Genomic DNA, 19,698 nt, shown 5'->3' on the forward strand with positions numbered 1-19,698 from the left:
GTGAATGAGTAATGAACAAAGAACAATTGATGGATCAAGCGAAACTAGCACGTGAAAAGGCTTACGTACCTTACTCTAAATTTCAAGTAGGTGCAGCACTTCTAACAGCTGAAGGTAAAGTATATATGGGAGCAAACATTGAGAACGCTGCTTACAGTCTGACTTGTTGTGCTGAAAGAACGGCGTTATTTAAAGCGTATACAGAAGGCGATAAAAAATTCAGTGCAATCGCTGTAGTAGCAGATACAAAGCGTCCAGTGCCGCCATGTGGAGCATGCCGACAAGTAATCTCAGAGCTTTGCCCGCCAGAAATGCCGGTTTATTTAACAAACTTAAAAGGTGACGTTCAAGAAATCTTAGTAAAAGATTTATTGCCAGGTGCTTTTTCGCCGGAGGATTTAAATGATTAAAGAAGGTTATAAATCTGGATTTGTTACCATCATCGGAAGACCGAACGTTGGGAAATCCACACTGTTAAACCAAGTGATCGGGCAGAAAATCGCCATTATGAGCGATAAGCCTCAAACAACAAGAAATAAGATTCAAGCGGTTTACACAACAGATGAAGCGCAAGTTATTTTTATTGATACACCTGGTATTCATAAACCGAAACACAAGCTTGGGGATTTCATGACGAGAACCGCTCAGCAGACGTTAAATGAAGTGGATCTGATCCTCTTTGTGATCAATGCTGAAGAAGGGTATGGCCGTGGAGATCAATTTATTATTGACAGACTAGAGCATGTGAAGAATCCAGTCTTCTTAGTCGTTAATAAAATTGATAAAGTACATCCAGATCAACTGCTTCCGCTTATCGATATGTACAGAAATAAACTAGACGTTGCCGAAGTAGTGCCAATCTCTGCTTTAAACGGCAATAATATCGATACACTTTTGGAACAGATCGTTTCCTACATGGAAGAGGGGCCACAATTTTATCCTGAAGACCAGGTTACCGATCATCCTGAGCGGTTCATTACGGCAGAGTTGATTCGAGAAAAAGTTCTTCATCTTACGCGAGAAGAAATTCCGCATTCAGTTGCTGTTGTCATCGAAGAGATGAAGGTGCGTGAAGAAAAGAATGTTGTGTTTGTAAATGCAACGATTATTGTAGAACGTTCTTCTCAAAAAGGAATCATCATCGGCAAACAAGGTAAGATGCTTAAAGAAATCGGAAAAAGAGCAAGAACAGATATTGAAACTCTGTTAGGCTCCCGCGTCTTTTTAGAATTGTACGTAAAAGTACAAACCGACTGGAGAAACAAGCAAAAACAGCTAGTTGAGTTTGGTTTTAACGAAGACGAGTACTAGGGCTAAAAACGCCACTCTAAAGGAATGTTGTTCTTTATTCCCTTCATTGAAAAGTTGTTTGTAGTGCAAGGTGTGAGACTCCTGCGGGACAGGCGGGTAGGTGAGACACTTAGAAGTGAAACGTTACAAATGTGGCTCACCGCCTGCCCCGCGGAAAGCGAGCACCTGGAACGGAAATCAATTACCAAGAGCGACAGTTTGCGAAAACAGTAATAATAAAAAAATGTTAAAATTTCCTTCACATGAAAAAAACAATTAAGGTGAACCTAGTTATAACAGGAGAAAAACAAATAGAAAGGTGTGTCCAAACATGAAAGAATTTACTTGGAAAGTATTCTGTGAAACGGGCAGTATTGATACCTATTTGTTATACAAAGAGCTAGACCATGAAATAACAGCATTATCAGCAGTTATTCCTTATGAAGAGTCTCTTGAGGAACCTCCATTTCATTAATAGTAACTACGGTGCCTTCTTGACGAGAGGGTGGTGATTTACCATGCTTTATAAAGTGGAAGGAATAGTCATTAAAACCGTTCCGTATGGTGAATCCAATACAATTATAACTTTGTATACAAAAGAATTAGGAAAAATTGGCGTAATGGCTAGAGGGGCTAAAAAACCAAAAAGCCGTTTCACATCCATTACGCAGCTTTTTACATACGGAATATTTGTTTTTCAAAAAGGCAGAGGACTCGGAACCTTGCAGCAAGGTGAGGCTTTGTCTTCTTTTCGCAAAATAAGAGAAGATTTAGTTAAGACTGCTTATGCTGCTTATTTAGCGGAATTGTTAGATAGACATACATCTGAAGATGATCTGAGACCAGACCTTTTTGGATGGATAAAGCAAGCGTTGGAATATATCAATCACGGGACTGACCCAGAAGTGATTACCTTTTTGTTTGAGATGAAAATGATGAAAACAGCTGGAATTGTACCTGAATTAAGCAAATGTGTATCTTGTCATTCGACAGAAGGAGATTTTTCTTTTTCTATTCGAGAAGGTGGTTTTCTTTGTGAAAGGTGTTCTTATAAAGACCCTTATCGAATGAAGATCTCTAAAGGTTCGGCTAAGCTTTTAAATATGTTTTATCACTTAGATTTAGCCAGACTTGGCAATGTATCTTTAAAAAAGAAACGAAAAGAGAACTTCGGATGCTATTTGATGCGTACATGGATGAGTATTCAGGTGTGTTTTTAAAATCAAAGAAATTCCTTAAACAATTAGATGATCTATCTTGAAAAACTGTGAAGTCATTAATCTTTGCAGTTTTTTTAGTTCGCATTCTTCCTTAAATAGGTTATAATAATGAAAATAAGTATAACACATTGGATGCGGCAAAAGGTGGTGTAAACAATCGAACTAAATAAGAGGCAGCAAAAAATTTTAGAGATTGTTAAAGATAATGGACCGATAACCGGAGAGCAAATTGCAGATCAGCTGGACTTAACACGGGCGACTTTAAGGCCAGATCTAGCGATTTTAACGATGGCAGGCTACCTGGATGCAAGACCAAGAGTAGGGTATTTTTATACAGGTAAGACGGGTTCACAATTGTTAACCGAAAAGGTAAAAAAATTAAAGTTGCTGAATTCACTTCCATTCCAGTGGTTGTTCAGGACTCAGCTACTGTTTATGAAGCGATTTGCACGATGTTTTTAGAAGACGTCGGAACACTATTTATTATTAATAAAAACGGACATCTAGCAGGGGTCGCTTCACGAAAAGATTTACTGAGAGCAAGTATGGGAAAACAAGAAATAAACAGCATTCCAATAAATATTATCATGACAAGAATGCCTAATATAACGTATTGTTTTAAAGAGGATTTCTTGTTAGATATCGCTCACATTTTGATCGGAAAGCAGATCGATTGTCTTCCAGTAGTCAAGCGTTCTAACGATGAGAACGGTCTTGAAGTAGTTGGCAGAATAACGAAGACCAATATTACGAAGGCTTTTGTCGAGCTAGCACATGATGAATTACTATAATTGAATGGGGAGGCCAACATGACAGGACGTCCAATTGTATATGTCGTGTCCGATTCAGTCGGTGAGACGGCAGAGTTGGTTGTAAAAGCGGCTGCTAGCCAGTTTAATTCAACCGGGATTGAGATTAAACGTGTACCTTATGTAGAAGATAAAGAAACCATAGATGAAGTGGTCTCTTTAGCGAAAGATCATAAGGGTATTATTGCTTATACACTTGTAGTCCCTGAAATAAGCAACTACCTTGCAAAACAGGCTGCATCATTCAACATCCCAACTGTGGACATTATGGGACCGATGATGAATCAGCTGCAATCCAGGCTGAATCAGGTACCAAGATATGAACCGGGTGTTGTACATAAACTAGATGATGACTATTTTAGAAAAGTAGAAGCGATAGAATTCGCAGTAAAGTATGATGATGGAAGAGACCCGCGTGGTATTTTAAAAGCAGATGTCGTTTTAATCGGTGTTTCTAGAACGTCGAAAACACCACTATCACAATATTTAGCACATAAACGATTAAAGGTTGCTAATGTGCCGATCGTTCCTGAAGTAGAACCACCTGAGGAATTATTCAAGGTTTCACCTAACAAATGCTTCGGCCTTAAAATTACGCCTGAAAAGCTAAACGACATTAGGCGAGAGCGTTTAAAAGCGCTTGGGTTAAATTCAGAGGCGAATTACGCCAACATGGAAAGAATTAAGCAAGAGCTTGTGTATTTTAACAAAGTTGTAGATCGAATTGGATGCAGAGTAGTAGAAGTTTCCAATAAAGCGGTAGAGGAATCTGCCAATGTAATCTACAATCTGTTTCAGGGAAAGTCTTATAAATAGCTCTGAGAATCGTAAACTTCCCTAACTTATATAAAAAACAATGGGGTCTATCATAAAAAGCGCAGATGATTGCGCTTTTTATTTTGGGCTAGACCTGTAACGGAAATCAACCACTTCCAATAACAGCAAAGTTTAAACAGCTTTATTTTTTATTCTTTTTACTGGTAAAATAGGTCGACTTTTATTATAATATTACATTGTGATTAAAATTTATAAGTTTGTCCAAAATAGTGATACATTGACTATGCTTTTTTTCGACAAATGCTCTCATATGAAGGAGAATCACTGTTAAAGTAGAACATATGAATATGGAAAAATTTATTAGAAATGTATTTATTGATGCAGATGCTTGCCCTGTCGTAATAAAAGAAGAGATTAATAAGTTTTCTATAATGTATAACTTTGAACCTATCTTCGTCACTTCTTATGCACACGCAAGCAATACTGACCAGCCTGGGCGCTGGATTTTGGTTGATGCAAGTCCTGAGGAAGTTGATATGTACATACATAATCATTCTAAGCAAAATGATCTTGTTGTAACACAAGATCATGCATTGGCTAGTCTTCTTCTTTCAAAAGGGGTTTACGTTATAACCCCAAGAGGGAAACAATTTCAAGAGAATGAAATGGAAAGAGTACTGCATGAACGTTATATGTCTGCAAAAGCAAGACGTTCAGGCAAGCATTCAAAGGGACCTGCAAAATTTAAAAAGGAGGACACTGAAAGGTTCTGCACAGTTTTTTGCGAAATCCTGTCGAATGTTGAAGGAAAATAGAGTTGTGCCACGAATATATATCTAGTGTCTAAAGAAACAGAGATTCTGTGGTGGTAATATGGAACGTATACCTGAGGATTTAATAGAGAAAGTCAGGTCATCAAACGATATAGTAGATGTGATTAGTGATTATGTTCCTCTAAAAAAACAAGGCAGAAACTATTTTGGACTTTGCCCGTTTCATGGGGAAAAGTCGCCATCCTTTTCTGTCTCGCCTGAAAAGCAGATCTACCATTGTTTCGGGTGTGGAGCAGGAGGCAATGTTTTTTCTTTTTTAATGAACATTGAAGGATACTCTTTTATTGAAGCTGTAACTCAACTTGGGAAGAAAAGTGACATTGAATTGCCTCAAATTCATCAGCAAAACTTCTCTGAAAAAAGTACTGACGAAAAAAGGACTATGGCAGAGGTTCATGAGTTATTGGCTAAATTGTATCATCATTGCTTACTTCACACAAAACAGGGCAGACCAGCATTGGAGTATTTGGAAAACAGAGGATTTACAAGAGAATCTATTGAACGTTTCCAAATTGGTTTTGCACCAGATTCATGGGAAACAGCCTCACAGTTTCTTCAAAAACGAGGTATGGATCTAAATATAGCTGAAAAAGTCGGTCTGATCGGTAAAAGGCAATCAGATGGAAAGCCGTATGATCGATTTAGAAATCGTATCATGTTTCCAATCTGGGATCGAACAGGTATAGTAGTTGCATTTGGAGGAAGGGTTTTAGATGGTGAGGACGAGCCGAAATATTTAAACAGTCCTGAGTCTAAAATCTTCCAAAAAGGAAAAACGCTCTATGGATTAAACCTTTCCCGTGCTGAGATGAGGCAGAAGCAGCATGCTGTAATTTTTGAGGGGTATGTAGACACGATTGCAGCTTTCAGAGCAGGTGTAACAAATGGTGTGGCTACATTAGGCACATCGCTTACCGAGGATCATGCTGCTATTTTGAAACGAAATGTTCAATCAGTCACAATCTGCTATGATTCTGACCGGGCAGGAGTAGAGGCAGCCTTTCGTGCATCAGAAATATTATCGAAACAAGGCTGTGCCGTGAAGATTTCTCAAATGCCAGATGGAATGGACCCCGATGACTATATTTCAAAATTTGGAAACGAGTCGTTCCTAAAAGATATAATAGGGGCTAGCCTGACTGTAATGGCATTTAAAATACAATACTACAGACGCGGCAAAAACCTCCGTGATGAAGGAGAACGGATGATCTATATCGAAGAGATTATCCAGGAAATAGCCCGTCTGCCAAAAGCGGTTGAACGAGATCATTATCTTCGGCAGATCGCTTCTGAATTTAATTTGTCATTAGATGCATTAAAGCAACAGCAAACTCAGACTTTCAAGCAACTGCAAAGGTCTAAGGATAACGGCCCTAAAAAGCGGGATAATAATTTTAGAATACAAACACTTTTGCAGAAGTCATTGTTGCCGAGAAACCTGAATGCTGAGCGGATTGTTCTTGCTCACATGCTAAAGAGTGAGGACGCAGCTTTCTTGATTCAGGAAAAGTTGGACTCGGGCTTTAATGTAGAAGAACATAATGCAATCGCCGCATACTTATATGCCTTTTATGAAGAAGGAAATAAACCCAATGTAGGGTTGTTCATGCAGCGTATTGATGATGACAAGTTAAGAAAATTAGCTTCGGAACTAGCGATGCTCACAATCAGCGAAGAGTTGAATGAGATAGAGCTCGCAGATTATATTCGCATTATTTCTAGTTATCCTTTATTGCGGGAAATACAAGAAAAAGAGAAGCAGCAAGAAGACGCGATAAGAAGGAATGAAATAAAACTGGCAGCCCAAATTGCCCAAGAAATTATGAGAATGAAAAGATCTCTTAAATAATCGGGATGTAAGATGGTTGAAGTTTTGGAAGGAGGGGATCGAATGGCTGAGAAACCAAACCGTCAAGGAACGGAAGGCGAATTAACCATCGATCAAGTTAAAGAACAATTAGTTGAAGCCGGTAAAAAGCGAGGACGGCTCACCTATACAGAAATTACAAGCAAGCTAGCTCCGTTTGAACAAGATTCTGATCAAATGGACGAGTTCTATCATTACCTGGAAGAGCAAGGTGTTGAAGTTGCCGAAGCTTCTGATGATTCCGAGGATGAAGAAGATCCTAAGTTCGTAATGGAAAAAGAGGAAGAAGAATTCGATCTAAATGATTTGAGTGTTCCACCTGGAGTTAAAATCAATGATCCGGTTCGAATGTATTTAAAAGAGATCGGGCGTGTTGATTTACTTTCAGCAGATGAAGAGATAGAACTTGCAAAGCGTATTGAAAATGGTGACGAAGAAGCAAAACGCCGTCTTGCAGAAGCTAACTTGCGTCTAGTTGTTAGTATTGCAAAACGCTACGTTGGCCGAGGTATGCTGTTCCTTGATCTTATTCAAGAAGGAAACATGGGTCTGATTAAAGCAGTTGAAAAGTTCGACTATGATAAAGGCTTTAAATTTAGTACGTATGCTACGTGGTGGATTCGTCAAGCAATAACTCGTGCCATTGCTGACCAAGCTCGTACAATCCGTATTCCTGTTCATATGGTTGAGACGATCAATAAATTAATACGTGTTCAGCGTCAGCTTCTTCAAGATCTTGGCCGAGAACCATCACCAGAGGAAATTGGAGCCGAAATGGAGCTTACTCCTGAAAAAGTCCGTGAAATCCTTAAAATTGCACAAGAGCCGGTTTCATTGGAAACACCAATTGGTGAAGAGGACGACTCACATCTTGGTGATTTTATTGAAGATCAGGATGCACTTGCACCTTCTGAAGCTGCTGCATACGAGCTATTAAAAGAACAACTTGAGGATGTCCTAGATACGTTAACAGATCGAGAAGAAAATGTTCTTCGCTTACGTTTTGGTCTTGATGACGGACGCACTCGCACTCTAGAAGAAGTAGGTAAAGTTTTTGGCGTAACGCGTGAACGTATTCGTCAGATCGAAGCCAAAGCTCTCCGTAAACTCCGCCATCCAAGCAGAAGTAAACGATTAAAAGATTTCTTAGAATAGAAAGTTTGCCCCTTAGAGGGCAAGCTTTTTTATTTCTTTTATTTTACTGATTATTCCACTTCAATGCAAACTGTCCAAAAACCTATTTTCTGCCGCTTTTTCTGCCAAATCCTATTTCTTGCTTACGCATTCTGCTTTATATTAAATTTAAAATTCTTTAAATCTTGTAAAAATTCCGCCTTTATATCTATAATAAATATGTAAGCGCATACAATATTGAGCGAAAATTATTAAAGGGTGGGATGCAGCCATGAATTTTACATTAACAGAAGAGCAGTTAATGATTCAAAAGATGATGAGAGAATTTGCAGATGAAGTCGTAGCACCAGGAGCTGAAGCCAGAGATAAAAATAAAGAATTTCCGCTAGAAATTTTCCAAAAACTTTCTAAGCTCGGCATGATGGGACTTCCTTTTCCAGAAGAATATGGAGGAGGAGGAGCTGACACGATCAGTTTTGCGATTGCTGTTGAAGAACTGAGCCGTGCATGCGGATCTACAGGAATTACATATTCTGCACACGTTTCTTTAGGCGGAGCTCCATTGAACTTATTTGGTACACATGAACAAAAAGAAAAGTATCTAACTCCGATTTGTACCGGTGAATCTTTTGGTGCGTTCGGATTAACAGAACCGAATGCTGGATCAGACGCTGGAGGTACGGAGACTTCTGCAGTACTGAATAACGGAGAATGGGTTATTAATGGAAGTAAATGCTATATCACAAATGCAAGCTACGCAAAACATTTAGCATTAACCGCTATTACGAACAGAAATGGCAGTGATAAGGAAATCTCTGCTATTATCGTTCCAACAGATGCTAAAGGTTTCCGCGTCATTGATAATTATGAAAAAATGGGTCTTCATTCATCCAATACAACTGAACTTTTCATGGAAGATGTAACAGTTCCAGAAGAAAACTTGTTAGGAAAGCGTGGAGACGGCTTTAAGCAGTTCCTGGTGACGTTGGATGGCGGAAGAATAGGCATAGGCGCGATGGCTGTTGGAATCGCACAGGCGGCTTATGAAAAGGCTCTTGCGTATGCAAAAGAACGCAAACAGTTCGGAAGGTCGATCTCCAAGTTTCAAGCTATTCAATTTAAACTTGCTGATATGGCTATGAAAATTGAGCTTGCAAGAATGATGGTTTATAAAGCAGCTTGGTTAAAAGACCAAGGTAAAAAGTTCTCTAAAGAAGCTTCAATGGCTAAATTATACGCGTCAGAAGCGTGTATGCAGATTTGTTCTGAATCTGTTCAAATTCATGGCGGTAACGGGTACATGAGAGATTATCATGTAGAACGTTATTTTAGAGATGCAAAACTTCTAGAAATCGGAGAAGGTACATCAGAAGTTCAACGTATTGTTATCGCTAGAGAGATTGGTTGCTAACGTTCGTTCATATTCTCATGTGATGGGGTGAATTATGGCTGAGTTAATGAAAGTAACTGTAGGAGATTGTTTAAAGAAACAGGCATTGAATTTTAAAGATCAAGAAGCTATGGTTTACAGTAAACTTGGAATTCGCTACACCTATCAGGAATTTTATGAATTAACAACAAAAGTTGCCAAAGGTTTGATGGCAATGGGAATTGAAAAAGGAGACCACATTGCTGTATGGGCTACAAATGTACCGGAATGGCTGCTTCTTCAGTTCGGTTCAGCTCGAGCAGGGGCTGTTTTAGTAACCGTAAATACGAACTATCAGTGTTCAGAACTGGATTATTTATTAAAACAATCTGACGCTAAAGCACTTTTCTTTATAGAAGAATTTCGTTCCACTTCGTATAAAGAAATGGTCGATTCTGTTAAAAGCAGGACGGATGAATTCCCTTTGCTTAAACATTTTGTTTTATTGGATTCAGATTCTTCATCGTATGAAACGTTCAAAGATATTTTAGAAGCTGGAGCAGTTATATCCGATGAAGCCCTTCAGGTAAGAGAGGCGTCTCTTCACTGTGATGATGTAATCAATATGCAATACACATCAGGAACGACTGGTTTCCCTAAAGGTGTAATGCTTACACACTACAACATTGTAAATAACGCTAGGCAGATTGCTGATAGCATGAACCTCACAAATGCTGATAGATTGTGCATACCTGTACCGTTTTTTCATTGTTTTGGCTGTGTTCTTGGAACGCTTGCTGCCGTTTCTGTTGGAGCAACGATGGTACCTATCGTACAGTTTGATGCCCAAGAAGTTTTAGAAACAGTAGAAAAGGAAAAGTGTACAGGTTTGCATGGAGTCCCTACGATGTTTATCGCAGAACTAAATCTTCCTGACTTTGATTCATATGACTTAAGCACACTGCGCACGGGCATCATGGCAGGCTCGCCTTGTCCGATTGAAGTAATGAAAAACGTGATTGGAAAAATGGGCATGTCAGAAATTACGATTGCTTACGGCCAGACAGAGTCATCGCCTGTTATCACACAAACGAGAACAGATGACCCGATTGAAAGAAGGGTTGAAACGGTTGGGAAAAAACATGCACAAGTAGAAGCAAAAGTAATTGACCCTGTAACAAATAAAGAAGTTAAATCAGGAGAGCAGGGCGAACTATGTACGAGAGGCTATCATGTGATGAAAGGCTATTACAAAATGCCTGAAGCCACTAATGAAGCCATTGATAGTGAAGGATGGCTTCATACTGGTGATTTGGCAACGGTGGATGAAGAGGGTTATTTTAAGATTACAGGCCGATTAAAAGATATGATCATTCGTGGAGGTGAAAACGTATATCCAAGAGAGGTAGAAGAGTTTCTCTATTCTCACCCTTCAATCTTAGATGTTCAAGTCATCGGTGTACCAGATAAAAAGTTTGGTGAAAAAGTAGCTGCGTGTATACAGGTGAAAGAAGGGTACACTCTTTCTGAGGAAGAGTTAAGGAATTATTGTAAAGGTAAGATCGCTCACTTTAAGATTCCTGAATACTACATGTTTCTTGATCAGTACCCAATGACTGCTTCGGGTAAAGTACAAAAGTTTAAGTTAAGAGAACAAGCAATCGAGGCTTTGTCAGTTATTCATGAGTAGCCACCTTGTGTGGCTATTTTTTGTTGTCGTATTTGAGATCTGTGCAGGGCGTTTCCTTTTTAAATAAGGATTTTTGTAAGTCTGGTTTTGTTTAAATAGTTAATACTGTGACAAAACTGGGAAAAATAGAGTTTGTACTTCCCAAGTAAACGCTTTTACAGTACAATAGGTTATGGATTGTTTACCAATACATATTAAGTTTATCAAGACAACAACAAATGTACCTGTACAGACGAAGGAGGAATATGCATGAAACGTAATCCACTCATTCCTTTTGCCATTATTGGAGTTATTGGAATTGTTCTTATGCTTACAATGGGCGGATATGGTATTAACAAAATTCATACAGCTAGTCAGGATAAAGAAAAGGCTGCTATGGATCCAGAAGCAATCTATAAGCAGAACTGTTCTTCTTGTCACGGACAAAATTTAGAAGGTAATGTTGGCCCTGCCCTTGAAAAGATTGGCGGCCAGTATAAGCCAGAAGAAATTGCGGATATCGTTAAAAACGGTAAAGGGTCTGGAATGCCTGCAGGACTAGTAAAAGGTGAAGAAGCGAAAATACTAGTTGATTGGTTAGCTGAAAAAAATAAAATAAGAAGAGCTTCTTGTTAATCTAACAAGAAGCTTTTTTCTTTGCAAAAAATCAAACAAGTTACGAATACTAAAGTGAAACAAACTAATGAGACGGTGATAAACATGAATTCTGAAAAATTATCAAAGCGGCTTGAAAGAGTTGCTTCCTATGTACCCAAAAACACAGTTCTAGCAGATATCGGGTCTGATCATGCGTATTTGCCTTGCTTTTTGGGGCTTAAAAAAGTAATCAAAAAAGGAATTGCTGGAGAAATCACAGATGGACCATTGTTATCTGCTAAAGAGCAAGTAACACTAGACGGATTAAACGAAATGATCGAAGTGAGAAAAGGTGACGGTCTGGCTGTTCTGAAACCCAATGAAGCAGAAGTCGTAACCATATGCGGTATGGGAGGTTCCCTTATAACATCCATTTTAGAAAAAGGAAAAGAAAAGTTAGGGAGTGCTAAACGTCTCATTCTTCAGCCTAATATCGGGGCTCGAAACGTTAGAAACTGGCTGTTAAAAGAAGGTTGGGTTCTTGTAGCAGAAGAAATTCTAAAAGAAGACGGGAAAATTTACGAAATTCTTGTTGCTGATCGAGCTGGGAACCAACCTTACACAAATAATATTGAAGCAGAGATTCTATTTGGACCATTTTTATTGAAGAATCAGAATGAAGCGTTTAAAGAAAAATGGTCTGGGGAAGTCAACCAATGGAAAACCATCTTGAATCAAATGGAAAACAGTCAAGGCATAACAGCCGAAGAGAAAAGAAAAGAGATTGAAAAAACTTAAAGCTAGCAGAGGAGTGGATTCTTTGAGTAAAGCGGCAAGCGGTCAATATATCATCTCTCTCTTAGAAAGTTTTGCACCAAAAAAGATGGCAATGGAGGGTGATCCCATTGGCTTGCAGATTGGTTCACTAAACAAGCCTGTAAAAAAAGTGATGATTGCTCTTGATGTATTGGAAAGTGTTGTCGATGAAGCGATAGAAGATGATGTAGATCTAATTATTGCACACCATCCATTGATCTATCGTCCTTTGAAAAAATAGATACGAATACTTCAAAAGGAAGAGTGATTGAAAAGTTAATCAAACACGATATCACGGTATATGCCGCTCATACCAACCTTGATGTTACGGCTTTAGGTGTAAATGATTGGCTTGCGAATCAATTGCAGTTAACACAAACAGAAGTGCTTTCAACCACCTATGAAGAAAAACTTGTAAAATTATCGGTGTTTGTACCTGTTTCGCATGAGGAGCAAGTGAGAGAAGCGATTGGCAATGCAGGTGCAGGTCATATAGGTAATTACAGTCATTGTACATTCACATCCAATGGGATAGGTACATTTACTCCGCTGGAAGGGACTACGCCATACATTGGAAAACAAGGTCAGTTAGAGCGGACGGAAGAAGTGAAGATCGAGTCAATCCTGCCAGAATCGATTCAAAAAGCTGTAGTCGCAGCCATGAAAAAAGCTCATCCATATGAAGAGGTCGCGTACGATCTTTATCCACTTTTGAACAAAGGAAACGAGCTCGGAATAGGCAAGATCGGAAAGCTGCCTAAAGAGATGGATCTTCAAGAATTTGTAGATCATGTAAAAAAGGTCTTTCGTATTTCAAGTGTTCGAGTCATTAAGGGGAATAAGTCTTCTATAAAAAAAGTAGCTGTTGTTGGCGGAGATGGAAACAAATATATCTATCCATCACTTCACAAAGGTGCGGATGTCTTAGTGACAGGGGATATTTATTATCATAACGCTCATGATGCACAAGAAGAAGGCCTTACAATTATTGATGCAGGACATCATATTGAACAAATTATGAAACGAGAACTGAAGAATGTTTTGGAGAATCAGCTTACGTCCGGAAAATATGAGACTGTTGTTGTAGAATCAAACCTGATAACCGATCCTTTCACGTTTATGTAGTATACTATCCTTCCTTTAGTCGGAAAATGAAAAAAGCAAAGCTGACAAAAATATCAGCTTTGCTTTTTATTATTTGGCTGTTTACTAAAGGATTATTGCTTTTAAATCTTTTTGTTCAATCGCTTCTTTGAAGAGTTGATTGTAGTGCAAGGTGGGAAACTCCTGTGGAAAGCTAACACCTGGAACGGAAATCAACTACTTTCAATATCAACAATGAATACGAACAAATCCTATTATTTTTCTCTTTTACTTTTGGGAGGATACGATTTAATGTAACTTTACGTTCTTTTTTCCACGTTTCTTCATTCGTATCATCATAATTTTTAAGAAAATCAATAACTTCTTTTGTTATAGGAGTTGGAGTAGAAGCACCAGAAGTGATGCCAACCTTTTTAACACCTTCTAACCAGGCTAGATCGATCTCTGATACATCTGAGATTCGATAAGCGGTAGTACCTGCTATTTCTTCTGAAACTTGTGCCAAGCGGTTTGAGTTATTACTTCTAGGGTCACCGACAACAAGAACAAGGTCACAATCTCCAGCTTGGTTCGCAACAGCTTCTTGTCTTACCTGTGTCGCTAAACAGATTTCTTTATGCACCTCTGCAGATGGGTACTTCATAAGCAACCGTTTAATAAGTTCAGCTACATCCCATTGACTCATTGTTGTTTGATTCGTAATAAGAATCTTATCGCTTTGAACATCAAGTGCTTCTAAATCATCAATATTTTCAACAAGATGAACAATGTGTGGCGCGATACCGATCGCACCTTCTGGTTCAGGATGTCCCTTTTTTCCGATGTAGATGATTTCATAGCCTTCTTTTTCTTTTTCTCGGATAAGATCATGTGTTTTTGTTACATCAGGACACGTTGCATCTATTTCATAAAGACCCTTTTCATGCGCGATGCGTCTCACTTCTGGTGAAACACCATGAGCCGTATAGATTACTGTACCTGATTGAATGTTTCGGATAATATCTAAGCGGTTATTTCCGTCGAGCGTAATGATTCCTTCTTCTTCAAAGGCATCAGTCACATGTTTGTTGTGGACGATCATACCCAGAATATAGATGGGTCTTGGCAGAGTGGGATCATTCGCAGCCTGCCGTGCCATCACCATAGCATCAACCACGCCGTAACAGTACCCTCTCGGAGATATTTTTACTATTTCCATGTTTGGATCTCTCCTTTATTCATATAAAAGACAGCACAGAAATCTATGCTGTCTTGGGAGATTTACTTCTGTATGTCTTTATTATAAAGGAGAGACCATTAGAACTCAAACACTATACTTATACATATAGTTTAGGTCCTTGCAATTGATAGCCTTTTGGCACGTTCGACCTTGGTGCTGATGGGATGGCTTTCGTTGAATTTGAAGCGATCTTGCCTTTGGGAGCTGCCTCGGCCTGTATGGCTGCTTTTGAAGATTTAGGACCTGCAACAACTACTGGCTCATCAGATTCTGGTTTCCGTTTGTCTTTCTTTTCTTTTTTCTTTGACTCGTTTTTTTCTTTTGCTTCATTTTTTCTTTTACTTCATTTTTTTCTATGTTCATTTCCGCTTTTTCGGAGGTATCTGCCTCAGTATCGTTATCTGCCTTTTTGCTCGGTCCGCTCTGGAAATCTTTAAGAGCTGTCATGATCGAAGGCAGATTTCTCATTGCAGGACCGTATTGCTTGATCATAGGACCCATGGTTTCAGCAACTTTTAGTACCTTTTGAACATTGTTCAGCATTGTAAAGACATTGGTACCACCTGTAACACTGCCGCCGCTTCCAATTGTTCCTAAAAATCGATCTACTGAACCCATCTGACGAGGCATCGGGTTCATTCCGGGCATTCCTTGCATGTTGTGCATATAAGGATTTACCTGAAACGGCTGCATCGGATGCTGAGGTTGATTCGGATATCTATAAAATGGCTGCATAATTCCCCCTCCTTTCCAAAATAATACGCTCATATACAGAATATGAAATTAGAAAAACATGTGTGATATTTATCCCTGTTTTCTTCCTAATTGTAAGGATGGTTGGCGGAAAAGCAAAACTTACTCTATAATACTAAAAGTGAATGAATTTATATTGATAAAGAAAAGGTGAGCGCATGAAATCTCCGTTTGAACGGTTAAAAATAAACGAATCGCTCCAAACTGCGTTAAGTAGTATTGGATTTGAAAGACCAACTGATATACAAGAACGTGTTATTCCTGGAATTATTAATGGACAAGACATGATCGGACAGTCACAGACAGGTTCAGGAAAGACATTTGCTTTCTTGTTGCCGCTAATGCACAGAATTGATGTAACAAAAGACGAAGTACAAGCTGTCATTACGGCACCAACACGTGAATTGGCACAGCAGATCTACAACGAGTTTCTTAAGATCTCTGAACATATGCCAGAAGAAAAACAAATCCGAGCAAAAGCCATCGTTGGTGGAACAGACAGAAAGAGAATGGCAGAAAAATTGAAGACCGTTCCTCAACTTGTAATCGGTACACCAGGGCGTATTAAAGATCTTGTAAACGCACAAGAGCTAGTTGTTTTTACAGCTAATATGCTCGTTGTGGATGAAGCGGATCAGATGCTGGATATGGGCTTTATTGAAGATGTAGATTTAATCGCTTCACGCATGGCCAACGAACTTCAGATGATGGTGTTCTCAGCGACAGTTCCAGAAAAACTGCAGCCGTTTTTGAAAAATATATGCAGAACCCTAAACACGTTCATGTAGAGCCTCAGCATATTACAGCTAAAGACATCAAGCATGTTCTTATTCAAGCGAAGCATAATGATAAACTTCCGATGTTAATTAAAACAGCAAGAAATTATAATCCTTATTTTGCGATTATTTTTGCTAACACAAAAAAAGCAGTAGATGAGATCGCAGATGCTATGAGCGCAGAAGGAATGAGTGTTGAGCGTTTGCATGGTGACATTCCGCCACGAACAAGAAAGAGCATTATGAAACGCGTTCAAAAAGCGGAGTTTCAATTCTTAGTTGCAACAGATCTTGCAGCACGAGGAATTGATATTAAAGGTGTCAGCCACATCATTAACTATGAGTTTCCGAAAGATCTTGATTTCTACATTCATAGAGCAGGGAGAACCGGCCGTGCAGGAATGTCAGGAATCTGTGCTTCTCTTTATGAACAGACAGATCAGCATTCTGTTCAAAAATTAAAAGAGAAAAAATTGTTTTTCACTTAGAACAATATAAAAATGGTGAATGGGTGCCTGTGAAACCGAGCAAAAAAAGCACAGGTGCTAAAGAGCAAGACGGCGTATATGTACCAAAGCCACGCAAAGTAAAACCAGGTTATAAGAAGAAAATGGACGAGCAGAAAAAGAAGTTAATGAAGAAGAAAAGAAGAAACATTAGATAGATTGTTGGGGAAGAGGGGAAAATATGATTAAATTAGGATCTCACGTTTCAATGAGCGGTAAGAAAATGCTTCTAGCTGCAAGTGAAGAAGCCGTTTCATATGGTGCCAACACATTTATGATCTATACAGGCGCACCTCAAAACACAAGACGCAAAAAAATCGAAGACCTCAATATTGAAGCGGGAACAAAACATATGATTGAAAACGGCATCGTAGATATCGTTGTTCATGCACCTTATATCATCAATATCGGGAATGCGGTTAAACCTGAAACATTTGAGCTTGGTGTTGATTTCTTAAGAAGAGAGATCGAACGAACCGATGCACTTGGAGCAAAACAAATCGTGCTGCATCCTGGTGCACACGTTGGGGAAGGTTCTGAGATTGGTATCAAAAAGATCATTGAAGGTCTTAATGAAGTGTTAACAAAAGAGCAAAACGTTCAAATTGCATTAGAAACAATGGCAGGAAAAGGATCTGAATGCGGTAAAACGTTTGAAGAGCTTGCACAGATTATTGATGGTGTTACATTGAACGAAAAACTTTCTGTTTGTTTTGATACGTGCCATACTCATGATGCAGGATATGACATCGTAAACGACTTTGATGGTGTTATGAATCAATTTGATAAAGTAGTCGGCATGGATCGTATAAAGGTATTCCACATAAACGACAGCAAAAATGTTAGCGGAGCTGCAAAAGACAGACACGAAAACATCGGGTTCGGACATATCGGATTTGATGCATTAAGCTATATCGTGCATCATGATCAATTCAAGGATATTCCTAAAATTCTTGAAACACCTTATGTAGGCACAGATAAAAACAATAAAAAGCCTCCGTATAAATTAGAGATCGAGATGATTAAAGCAAAAACGTTCGACCCAGAGCTTCAGAACAAACTGTTGAACGCATAGGTTATGTGACACTCGAAAGAAATGAATCAATTAATAACAAAAAGCCGCATAGTTAAAGCGGCTTTTTGTATTACCTATCAATATAAGTCTGAATTAAGTATTGGATATAGTTCGCTTTTTCAGGGCTAACTTCTTTTGCGATGGTAGCAATAATCATCTTGCGCTGTGATAGATTTTTGATATCAATCGTCTGCCTTCGCAATATGTTTACGATCTGTACGGCTTCTTTTTGTGATATGGGAAGCTGATATTGCGCGGCTAGTGTGATCAGCTCGTTCGGACTGATCGAATTAAGTTTCTGATTTACAAAATGAACAATGATTGGATTCATTTAGAAACCCCTCCCGACTTTCTCATTGTATGAGGCAGATGCGGAGAAAGTGCTAAAAAAGACTTTGGAAATTGTCCAAAGTCTTTTTGTATATATTTTATACGATTGTATGAAGGATAAAATTCATAAAGAATAAAAAGGCGATAACATACATTGGCGCTGTAACTTGTTTCTTCTGCCCAGACATCCATTTAACAAGTGGATATGCGATAAATCCAAATGCAAGACCATCCACGATGCTATACGTTAATGGGATCAGCGCAATGATTAGAAAAGATGGAAACATCTCTGTAAAATCAGCAAAAGGAATATGCTGAATCTGCTGTACCATCAAACCGCCAATGATAATCAAAATAGGAGCTATTGCCCCATCAGGAATATAAGCAATGAAAGGTGCTGCAAACATCGATAAAACAAACAACACAGCAACTGTAATACTTGTGATCCCTGTTCGTCCGCCTTCTTGAATACCAGATGCGCTCTCTACCGTTGAAATTGTTGGACTTGTTCCAAATAAACCAGAAACGATAGAAGAAGCTGCATTCGCTTGAAAAGCTTTTGGGAATTTTTCTTGATCTGGCAACAGTCCATATAACAGTCCCATGTTCTCGAATGTGATGATCATGGTTAATGAGAATGTTGCAATCCAAAAGGAAAGCTCAGTAATTCCTGAAAAATCGAAAGCGAATAATAATTCTCCAAACGGCTTAAAAGAAAATCCATCAGCCATGCCTTTGACTTCTTGTGTATGACCCATAAAGAATCCAATAAGAGTGGTCAAAGCAATCCCAATCAAAAAACTTCCTTTAACGTTTTTTAGAAACAGTGCTAGTGTAACCGAGAGACCTATTACAGTCAGGATAGCGTCAGGACGATCTAAATGTCCTAACTTAACAAAAGTCGCGGAGCTCGCTTCGATGATTCCGCCTTTTTGTAATCCTATAAATGTTAAGAACAACCCGATTCCCACTGTTATGCTATGTTTCAATGATTGAGGTATACTTTTTGAAAGTATATCCTTTAAAGGTGTCGAAGCTGCGATTAAGAAAAATATCCCAGACATCACGACAGCAGCAAGAGCTTCTTGCCAGCTTAAATTCATACCTTGGACGATGGTATACGTGAAGAACGCGTTTACCCCCATGCCAGGCGTTAATACGATCGGAGCTTTTGCGTATAACCCCATGATCAGACATCCAACTACAGAAGTAAGGATCGTAGCGAGAACTACGCCCTCATATGGCATTCCAGCATCTGCTAATATTAGCGGGTTAACGACAATAATATAAGCGATGGTGAAAAATGAGGTAATTCCTGCAAGTACTTCTTTCTTTAGTGAAACTTGATTTTGTTCCATTTCTTCCTTCCTTAAATCTTAAAAACATCCCTCTCCCACCCAGCAGTTTCCTGCCAGAGTTGATTATATAGCAAATGTAGAAATATGGCTAGAAAAAATCATTTACAATCTTGTGTCCACCCTATATAATTTGACTTAAGTAAAAAAGTTGCCCAGAGGAAACATTTTCTTAAGCGAAAATAATCACTATCCTTCT

The 19,698-nt window shown here is 38.8% G+C and carries 16 protein-coding genes and 4 pseudogenes; 16 read left to right on the forward strand and 4 right to left on the reverse strand.

Annotated elements, in window-relative coordinates; translation table 11 throughout:
- Positions 1 to 11 precede the first annotated feature (11 nt).
- The 14 genes and pseudogenes from ACEWFH_RS09055 to ACEWFH_RS09120 all read left to right on the forward strand — a co-directional run bounded on the left by ACEWFH_RS09055 (position 12) and on the right by ACEWFH_RS09120 (position 13,506).
- Positions 12 to 410: a cytidine deaminase gene (locus tag ACEWFH_RS09055; RefSeq protein ID WP_473726919.1), complete on the forward strand. Its 399-nt coding sequence runs from the start codon at positions 12 to 14 to the stop codon at positions 408 to 410.
- The gene (era, locus tag ACEWFH_RS09060) at positions 403 to 1,311 is read left to right on the forward strand and encodes a GTPase Era (protein ID WP_473726920.1); all 909 of its coding nucleotides are present in this window, start codon (positions 403 to 405) and stop codon (positions 1,309 to 1,311) included. Before ACEWFH_RS09055 ends, era begins: the two co-directional genes overlap by 8 nt.
- A 310-nt stretch (positions 1,312 to 1,621) precedes the next feature.
- Positions 1,622 to 1,765, forward strand: coding sequence for a YqzL family protein (locus ACEWFH_RS09065; RefSeq protein WP_082861442.1), 144 nt, complete (start codon positions 1,622 to 1,624; stop codon positions 1,763 to 1,765).
- Positions 1,766 to 1,808: 43 nt separating this feature from the next.
- Positions 1,809 to 2,551, forward strand: a pseudogene (gene recO, locus ACEWFH_RS09070) (DNA repair protein RecO).
- Positions 2,552 to 2,666: 115 nt separating this feature from the next.
- A pseudogene (locus ACEWFH_RS09075) lies at positions 2,667 to 3,301 on the forward strand (helix-turn-helix transcriptional regulator).
- An 18-nt stretch (positions 3,302 to 3,319) separates the two neighbouring features.
- The gene (locus ACEWFH_RS09080; RefSeq protein ID WP_473726921.1) at positions 3,320 to 4,135 is read left to right on the forward strand and encodes a pyruvate, water dikinase regulatory protein; all 816 of its coding nucleotides are present in this window, start codon (positions 3,320 to 3,322) and stop codon (positions 4,133 to 4,135) included.
- A gap of 302 nt (positions 4,136 to 4,437) precedes the next feature.
- Complete coding sequence (locus ACEWFH_RS09085; protein WP_473726922.1) at positions 4,438 to 4,911, forward strand: YaiI/YqxD family protein; 474 nt, start codon at positions 4,438 to 4,440, stop codon at positions 4,909 to 4,911.
- Positions 4,912 to 4,969: 58 nt separating this feature from the next.
- Positions 4,970 to 6,778: a DNA primase gene (gene dnaG / locus ACEWFH_RS09090; RefSeq protein WP_473726923.1), complete on the forward strand. Its 1,809-nt coding sequence runs from the start codon at positions 4,970 to 4,972 to the stop codon at positions 6,776 to 6,778.
- Between the two features lie 42 nt (positions 6,779 to 6,820).
- The gene (rpoD, locus tag ACEWFH_RS09095) at positions 6,821 to 7,951 is read left to right on the forward strand and encodes an RNA polymerase sigma factor RpoD (protein WP_473726924.1); all 1,131 of its coding nucleotides are present in this window, start codon (positions 6,821 to 6,823) and stop codon (positions 7,949 to 7,951) included.
- Positions 7,952 to 8,201: 250 nt separating this feature from the next.
- Positions 8,202 to 9,341 (forward strand): acyl-CoA dehydrogenase family protein, encoded by a 1,140-nt coding sequence (locus tag ACEWFH_RS09100; RefSeq protein ID WP_289495095.1) that lies wholly within the window; start codon positions 8,202 to 8,204, stop codon positions 9,339 to 9,341.
- 34 nt (positions 9,342 to 9,375) lie between these two features.
- Positions 9,376 to 10,989, forward strand: a complete 1,614-nt coding sequence (locus tag ACEWFH_RS09105; RefSeq protein ID WP_473726925.1) for an AMP-binding protein — start codon at positions 9,376 to 9,378, stop codon at positions 10,987 to 10,989.
- Between the two features lie 249 nt (positions 10,990 to 11,238).
- A complete protein-coding gene (cccA, locus tag ACEWFH_RS09110) occupies positions 11,239 to 11,604 on the forward strand; it encodes a cytochrome c550 (RefSeq protein ID WP_473726926.1) in 366 nt (121 codons plus the stop codon).
- Positions 11,605 to 11,688: 84 nt separating this feature from the next.
- Positions 11,689 to 12,363: a tRNA (adenine(22)-N(1))-methyltransferase gene (locus tag ACEWFH_RS09115; protein ID WP_473727257.1), complete on the forward strand. Its 675-nt coding sequence runs from the start codon at positions 11,689 to 11,691 to the stop codon at positions 12,361 to 12,363.
- Positions 12,364 to 12,385: 22 nt separating this feature from the next.
- Positions 12,386 to 13,506, forward strand: a pseudogene (locus ACEWFH_RS09120) (Nif3-like dinuclear metal center hexameric protein).
- A gap of 172 nt (positions 13,507 to 13,678) precedes the next feature.
- Here the strand turns inward: ACEWFH_RS09120 and ACEWFH_RS09125 are convergent.
- Both ACEWFH_RS09125 and vrrA read right to left on the reverse strand, forming a co-directional pair.
- Positions 13,679 to 14,683, reverse strand: a complete 1,005-nt coding sequence (locus ACEWFH_RS09125; protein WP_473726927.1) for a 4-hydroxy-3-methylbut-2-enyl diphosphate reductase — start codon at positions 14,681 to 14,683, stop codon at positions 13,679 to 13,681.
- Positions 14,684 to 14,956: 273 nt separating this feature from the next.
- Positions 14,957 to 15,439 carry a VrrA/YqfQ family protein gene (gene vrrA / locus ACEWFH_RS09130; protein ID WP_473726928.1) on the reverse strand — a complete coding sequence of 161 codons (483 nt, stop codon included), beginning with the start codon at positions 15,437 to 15,439 and terminating at the stop codon, positions 14,957 to 14,959.
- Positions 15,440 to 15,615: 176 nt separating this feature from the next.
- Here vrrA and ACEWFH_RS09135 point away from each other — a divergent pair.
- A pseudogene (locus tag ACEWFH_RS09135) lies at positions 15,616 to 16,897 on the forward strand (DEAD/DEAH box helicase).
- A 23-nt stretch (positions 16,898 to 16,920) separates the two neighbouring features.
- Entirely contained in the window at positions 16,921 to 17,814 is an 894-nt protein-coding gene (locus tag ACEWFH_RS09140; protein WP_473726929.1) for a deoxyribonuclease IV, read from the forward strand.
- A gap of 70 nt (positions 17,815 to 17,884) precedes the next feature.
- Here ACEWFH_RS09140 and ACEWFH_RS09145 read toward each other — a convergent pair whose 3' ends face one another.
- Positions 17,885 to 18,145 carry a DUF2624 family protein gene (locus tag ACEWFH_RS09145; protein WP_473726930.1) on the reverse strand — a complete coding sequence of 87 codons (261 nt, stop codon included), beginning with the start codon at positions 18,143 to 18,145 and terminating at the stop codon, positions 17,885 to 17,887.
- Positions 18,146 to 18,242: 97 nt separating this feature from the next.
- On the reverse strand, positions 18,243 to 19,502 hold the full coding sequence (locus tag ACEWFH_RS09150; RefSeq protein WP_473726931.1) for an NCS2 family permease: 1,260 nt from the start codon (positions 19,500 to 19,502) through the stop codon (positions 18,243 to 18,245).
- Between the last annotated feature and the right edge of the window lie 196 nt (positions 19,503 to 19,698).

The sequence above is a fragment of the Fictibacillus sp. EA-CB0309 genome (genome assembly GCF_055814265.1).

Excerpts from the sequence above, each read along its gene's own strand:
- ACEWFH_RS09150 (WP_473726931.1), bottom strand. The coding sequence starts at position 19,502 with ATGGAACAAAATCAAGTTTCACTAAAGAAAGAAGTACTTGCAGGAATT.
- ACEWFH_RS09100 (WP_289495095.1), top strand. The coding sequence starts at position 8,202 with ATGAATTTTACATTAACAGAAGAGCAGTTAATGATTCAAAAGATGATG.
- ACEWFH_RS09115 (WP_473727257.1), top strand. The coding sequence starts at position 11,689 with ATGAATTCTGAAAAATTATCAAAGCGGCTTGAAAGAGTTGCTTCCTAT.
- ACEWFH_RS09065 (WP_082861442.1), top strand. The coding sequence starts at position 1,622 with ATGAAAGAATTTACTTGGAAAGTATTCTGTGAAACGGGCAGTATTGAT.
- ACEWFH_RS09145 (WP_473726930.1), bottom strand. The coding sequence starts at position 18,145 with ATGAATCCAATCATTGTTCATTTTGTAAATCAGAAACTTAATTCGATC.
- cccA (WP_473726926.1), top strand. The coding sequence starts at position 11,239 with ATGAAACGTAATCCACTCATTCCTTTTGCCATTATTGGAGTTATTGGA.
- ACEWFH_RS09055 (WP_473726919.1), top strand. The coding sequence starts at position 12 with ATGAACAAAGAACAATTGATGGATCAAGCGAAACTAGCACGTGAAAAG.
- ACEWFH_RS09140 (WP_473726929.1), top strand. The coding sequence starts at position 16,921 with ATGATTAAATTAGGATCTCACGTTTCAATGAGCGGTAAGAAAATGCTT.
- ACEWFH_RS09080 (WP_473726921.1), top strand. The coding sequence starts at position 3,320 with ATGACAGGACGTCCAATTGTATATGTCGTGTCCGATTCAGTCGGTGAG.
- vrrA (WP_473726928.1), bottom strand. The coding sequence starts at position 15,439 with ATGCAGCCATTTTATAGATATCCGAATCAACCTCAGCATCCGATGCAG.
- era (WP_473726920.1), top strand. The coding sequence starts at position 403 with ATGATTAAAGAAGGTTATAAATCTGGATTTGTTACCATCATCGGAAGA.
- ACEWFH_RS09105 (WP_473726925.1), top strand. The coding sequence starts at position 9,376 with ATGGCTGAGTTAATGAAAGTAACTGTAGGAGATTGTTTAAAGAAACAG.
- ACEWFH_RS09085 (WP_473726922.1), top strand. The coding sequence starts at position 4,438 with ATGAATATGGAAAAATTTATTAGAAATGTATTTATTGATGCAGATGCT.
- dnaG (WP_473726923.1), top strand. The coding sequence starts at position 4,970 with ATGGAACGTATACCTGAGGATTTAATAGAGAAAGTCAGGTCATCAAAC.
- rpoD (WP_473726924.1), top strand. The coding sequence starts at position 6,821 with ATGGCTGAGAAACCAAACCGTCAAGGAACGGAAGGCGAATTAACCATC.
- ACEWFH_RS09125 (WP_473726927.1), bottom strand. The coding sequence starts at position 14,683 with ATGGAAATAGTAAAAATATCTCCGAGAGGGTACTGTTACGGCGTGGTT.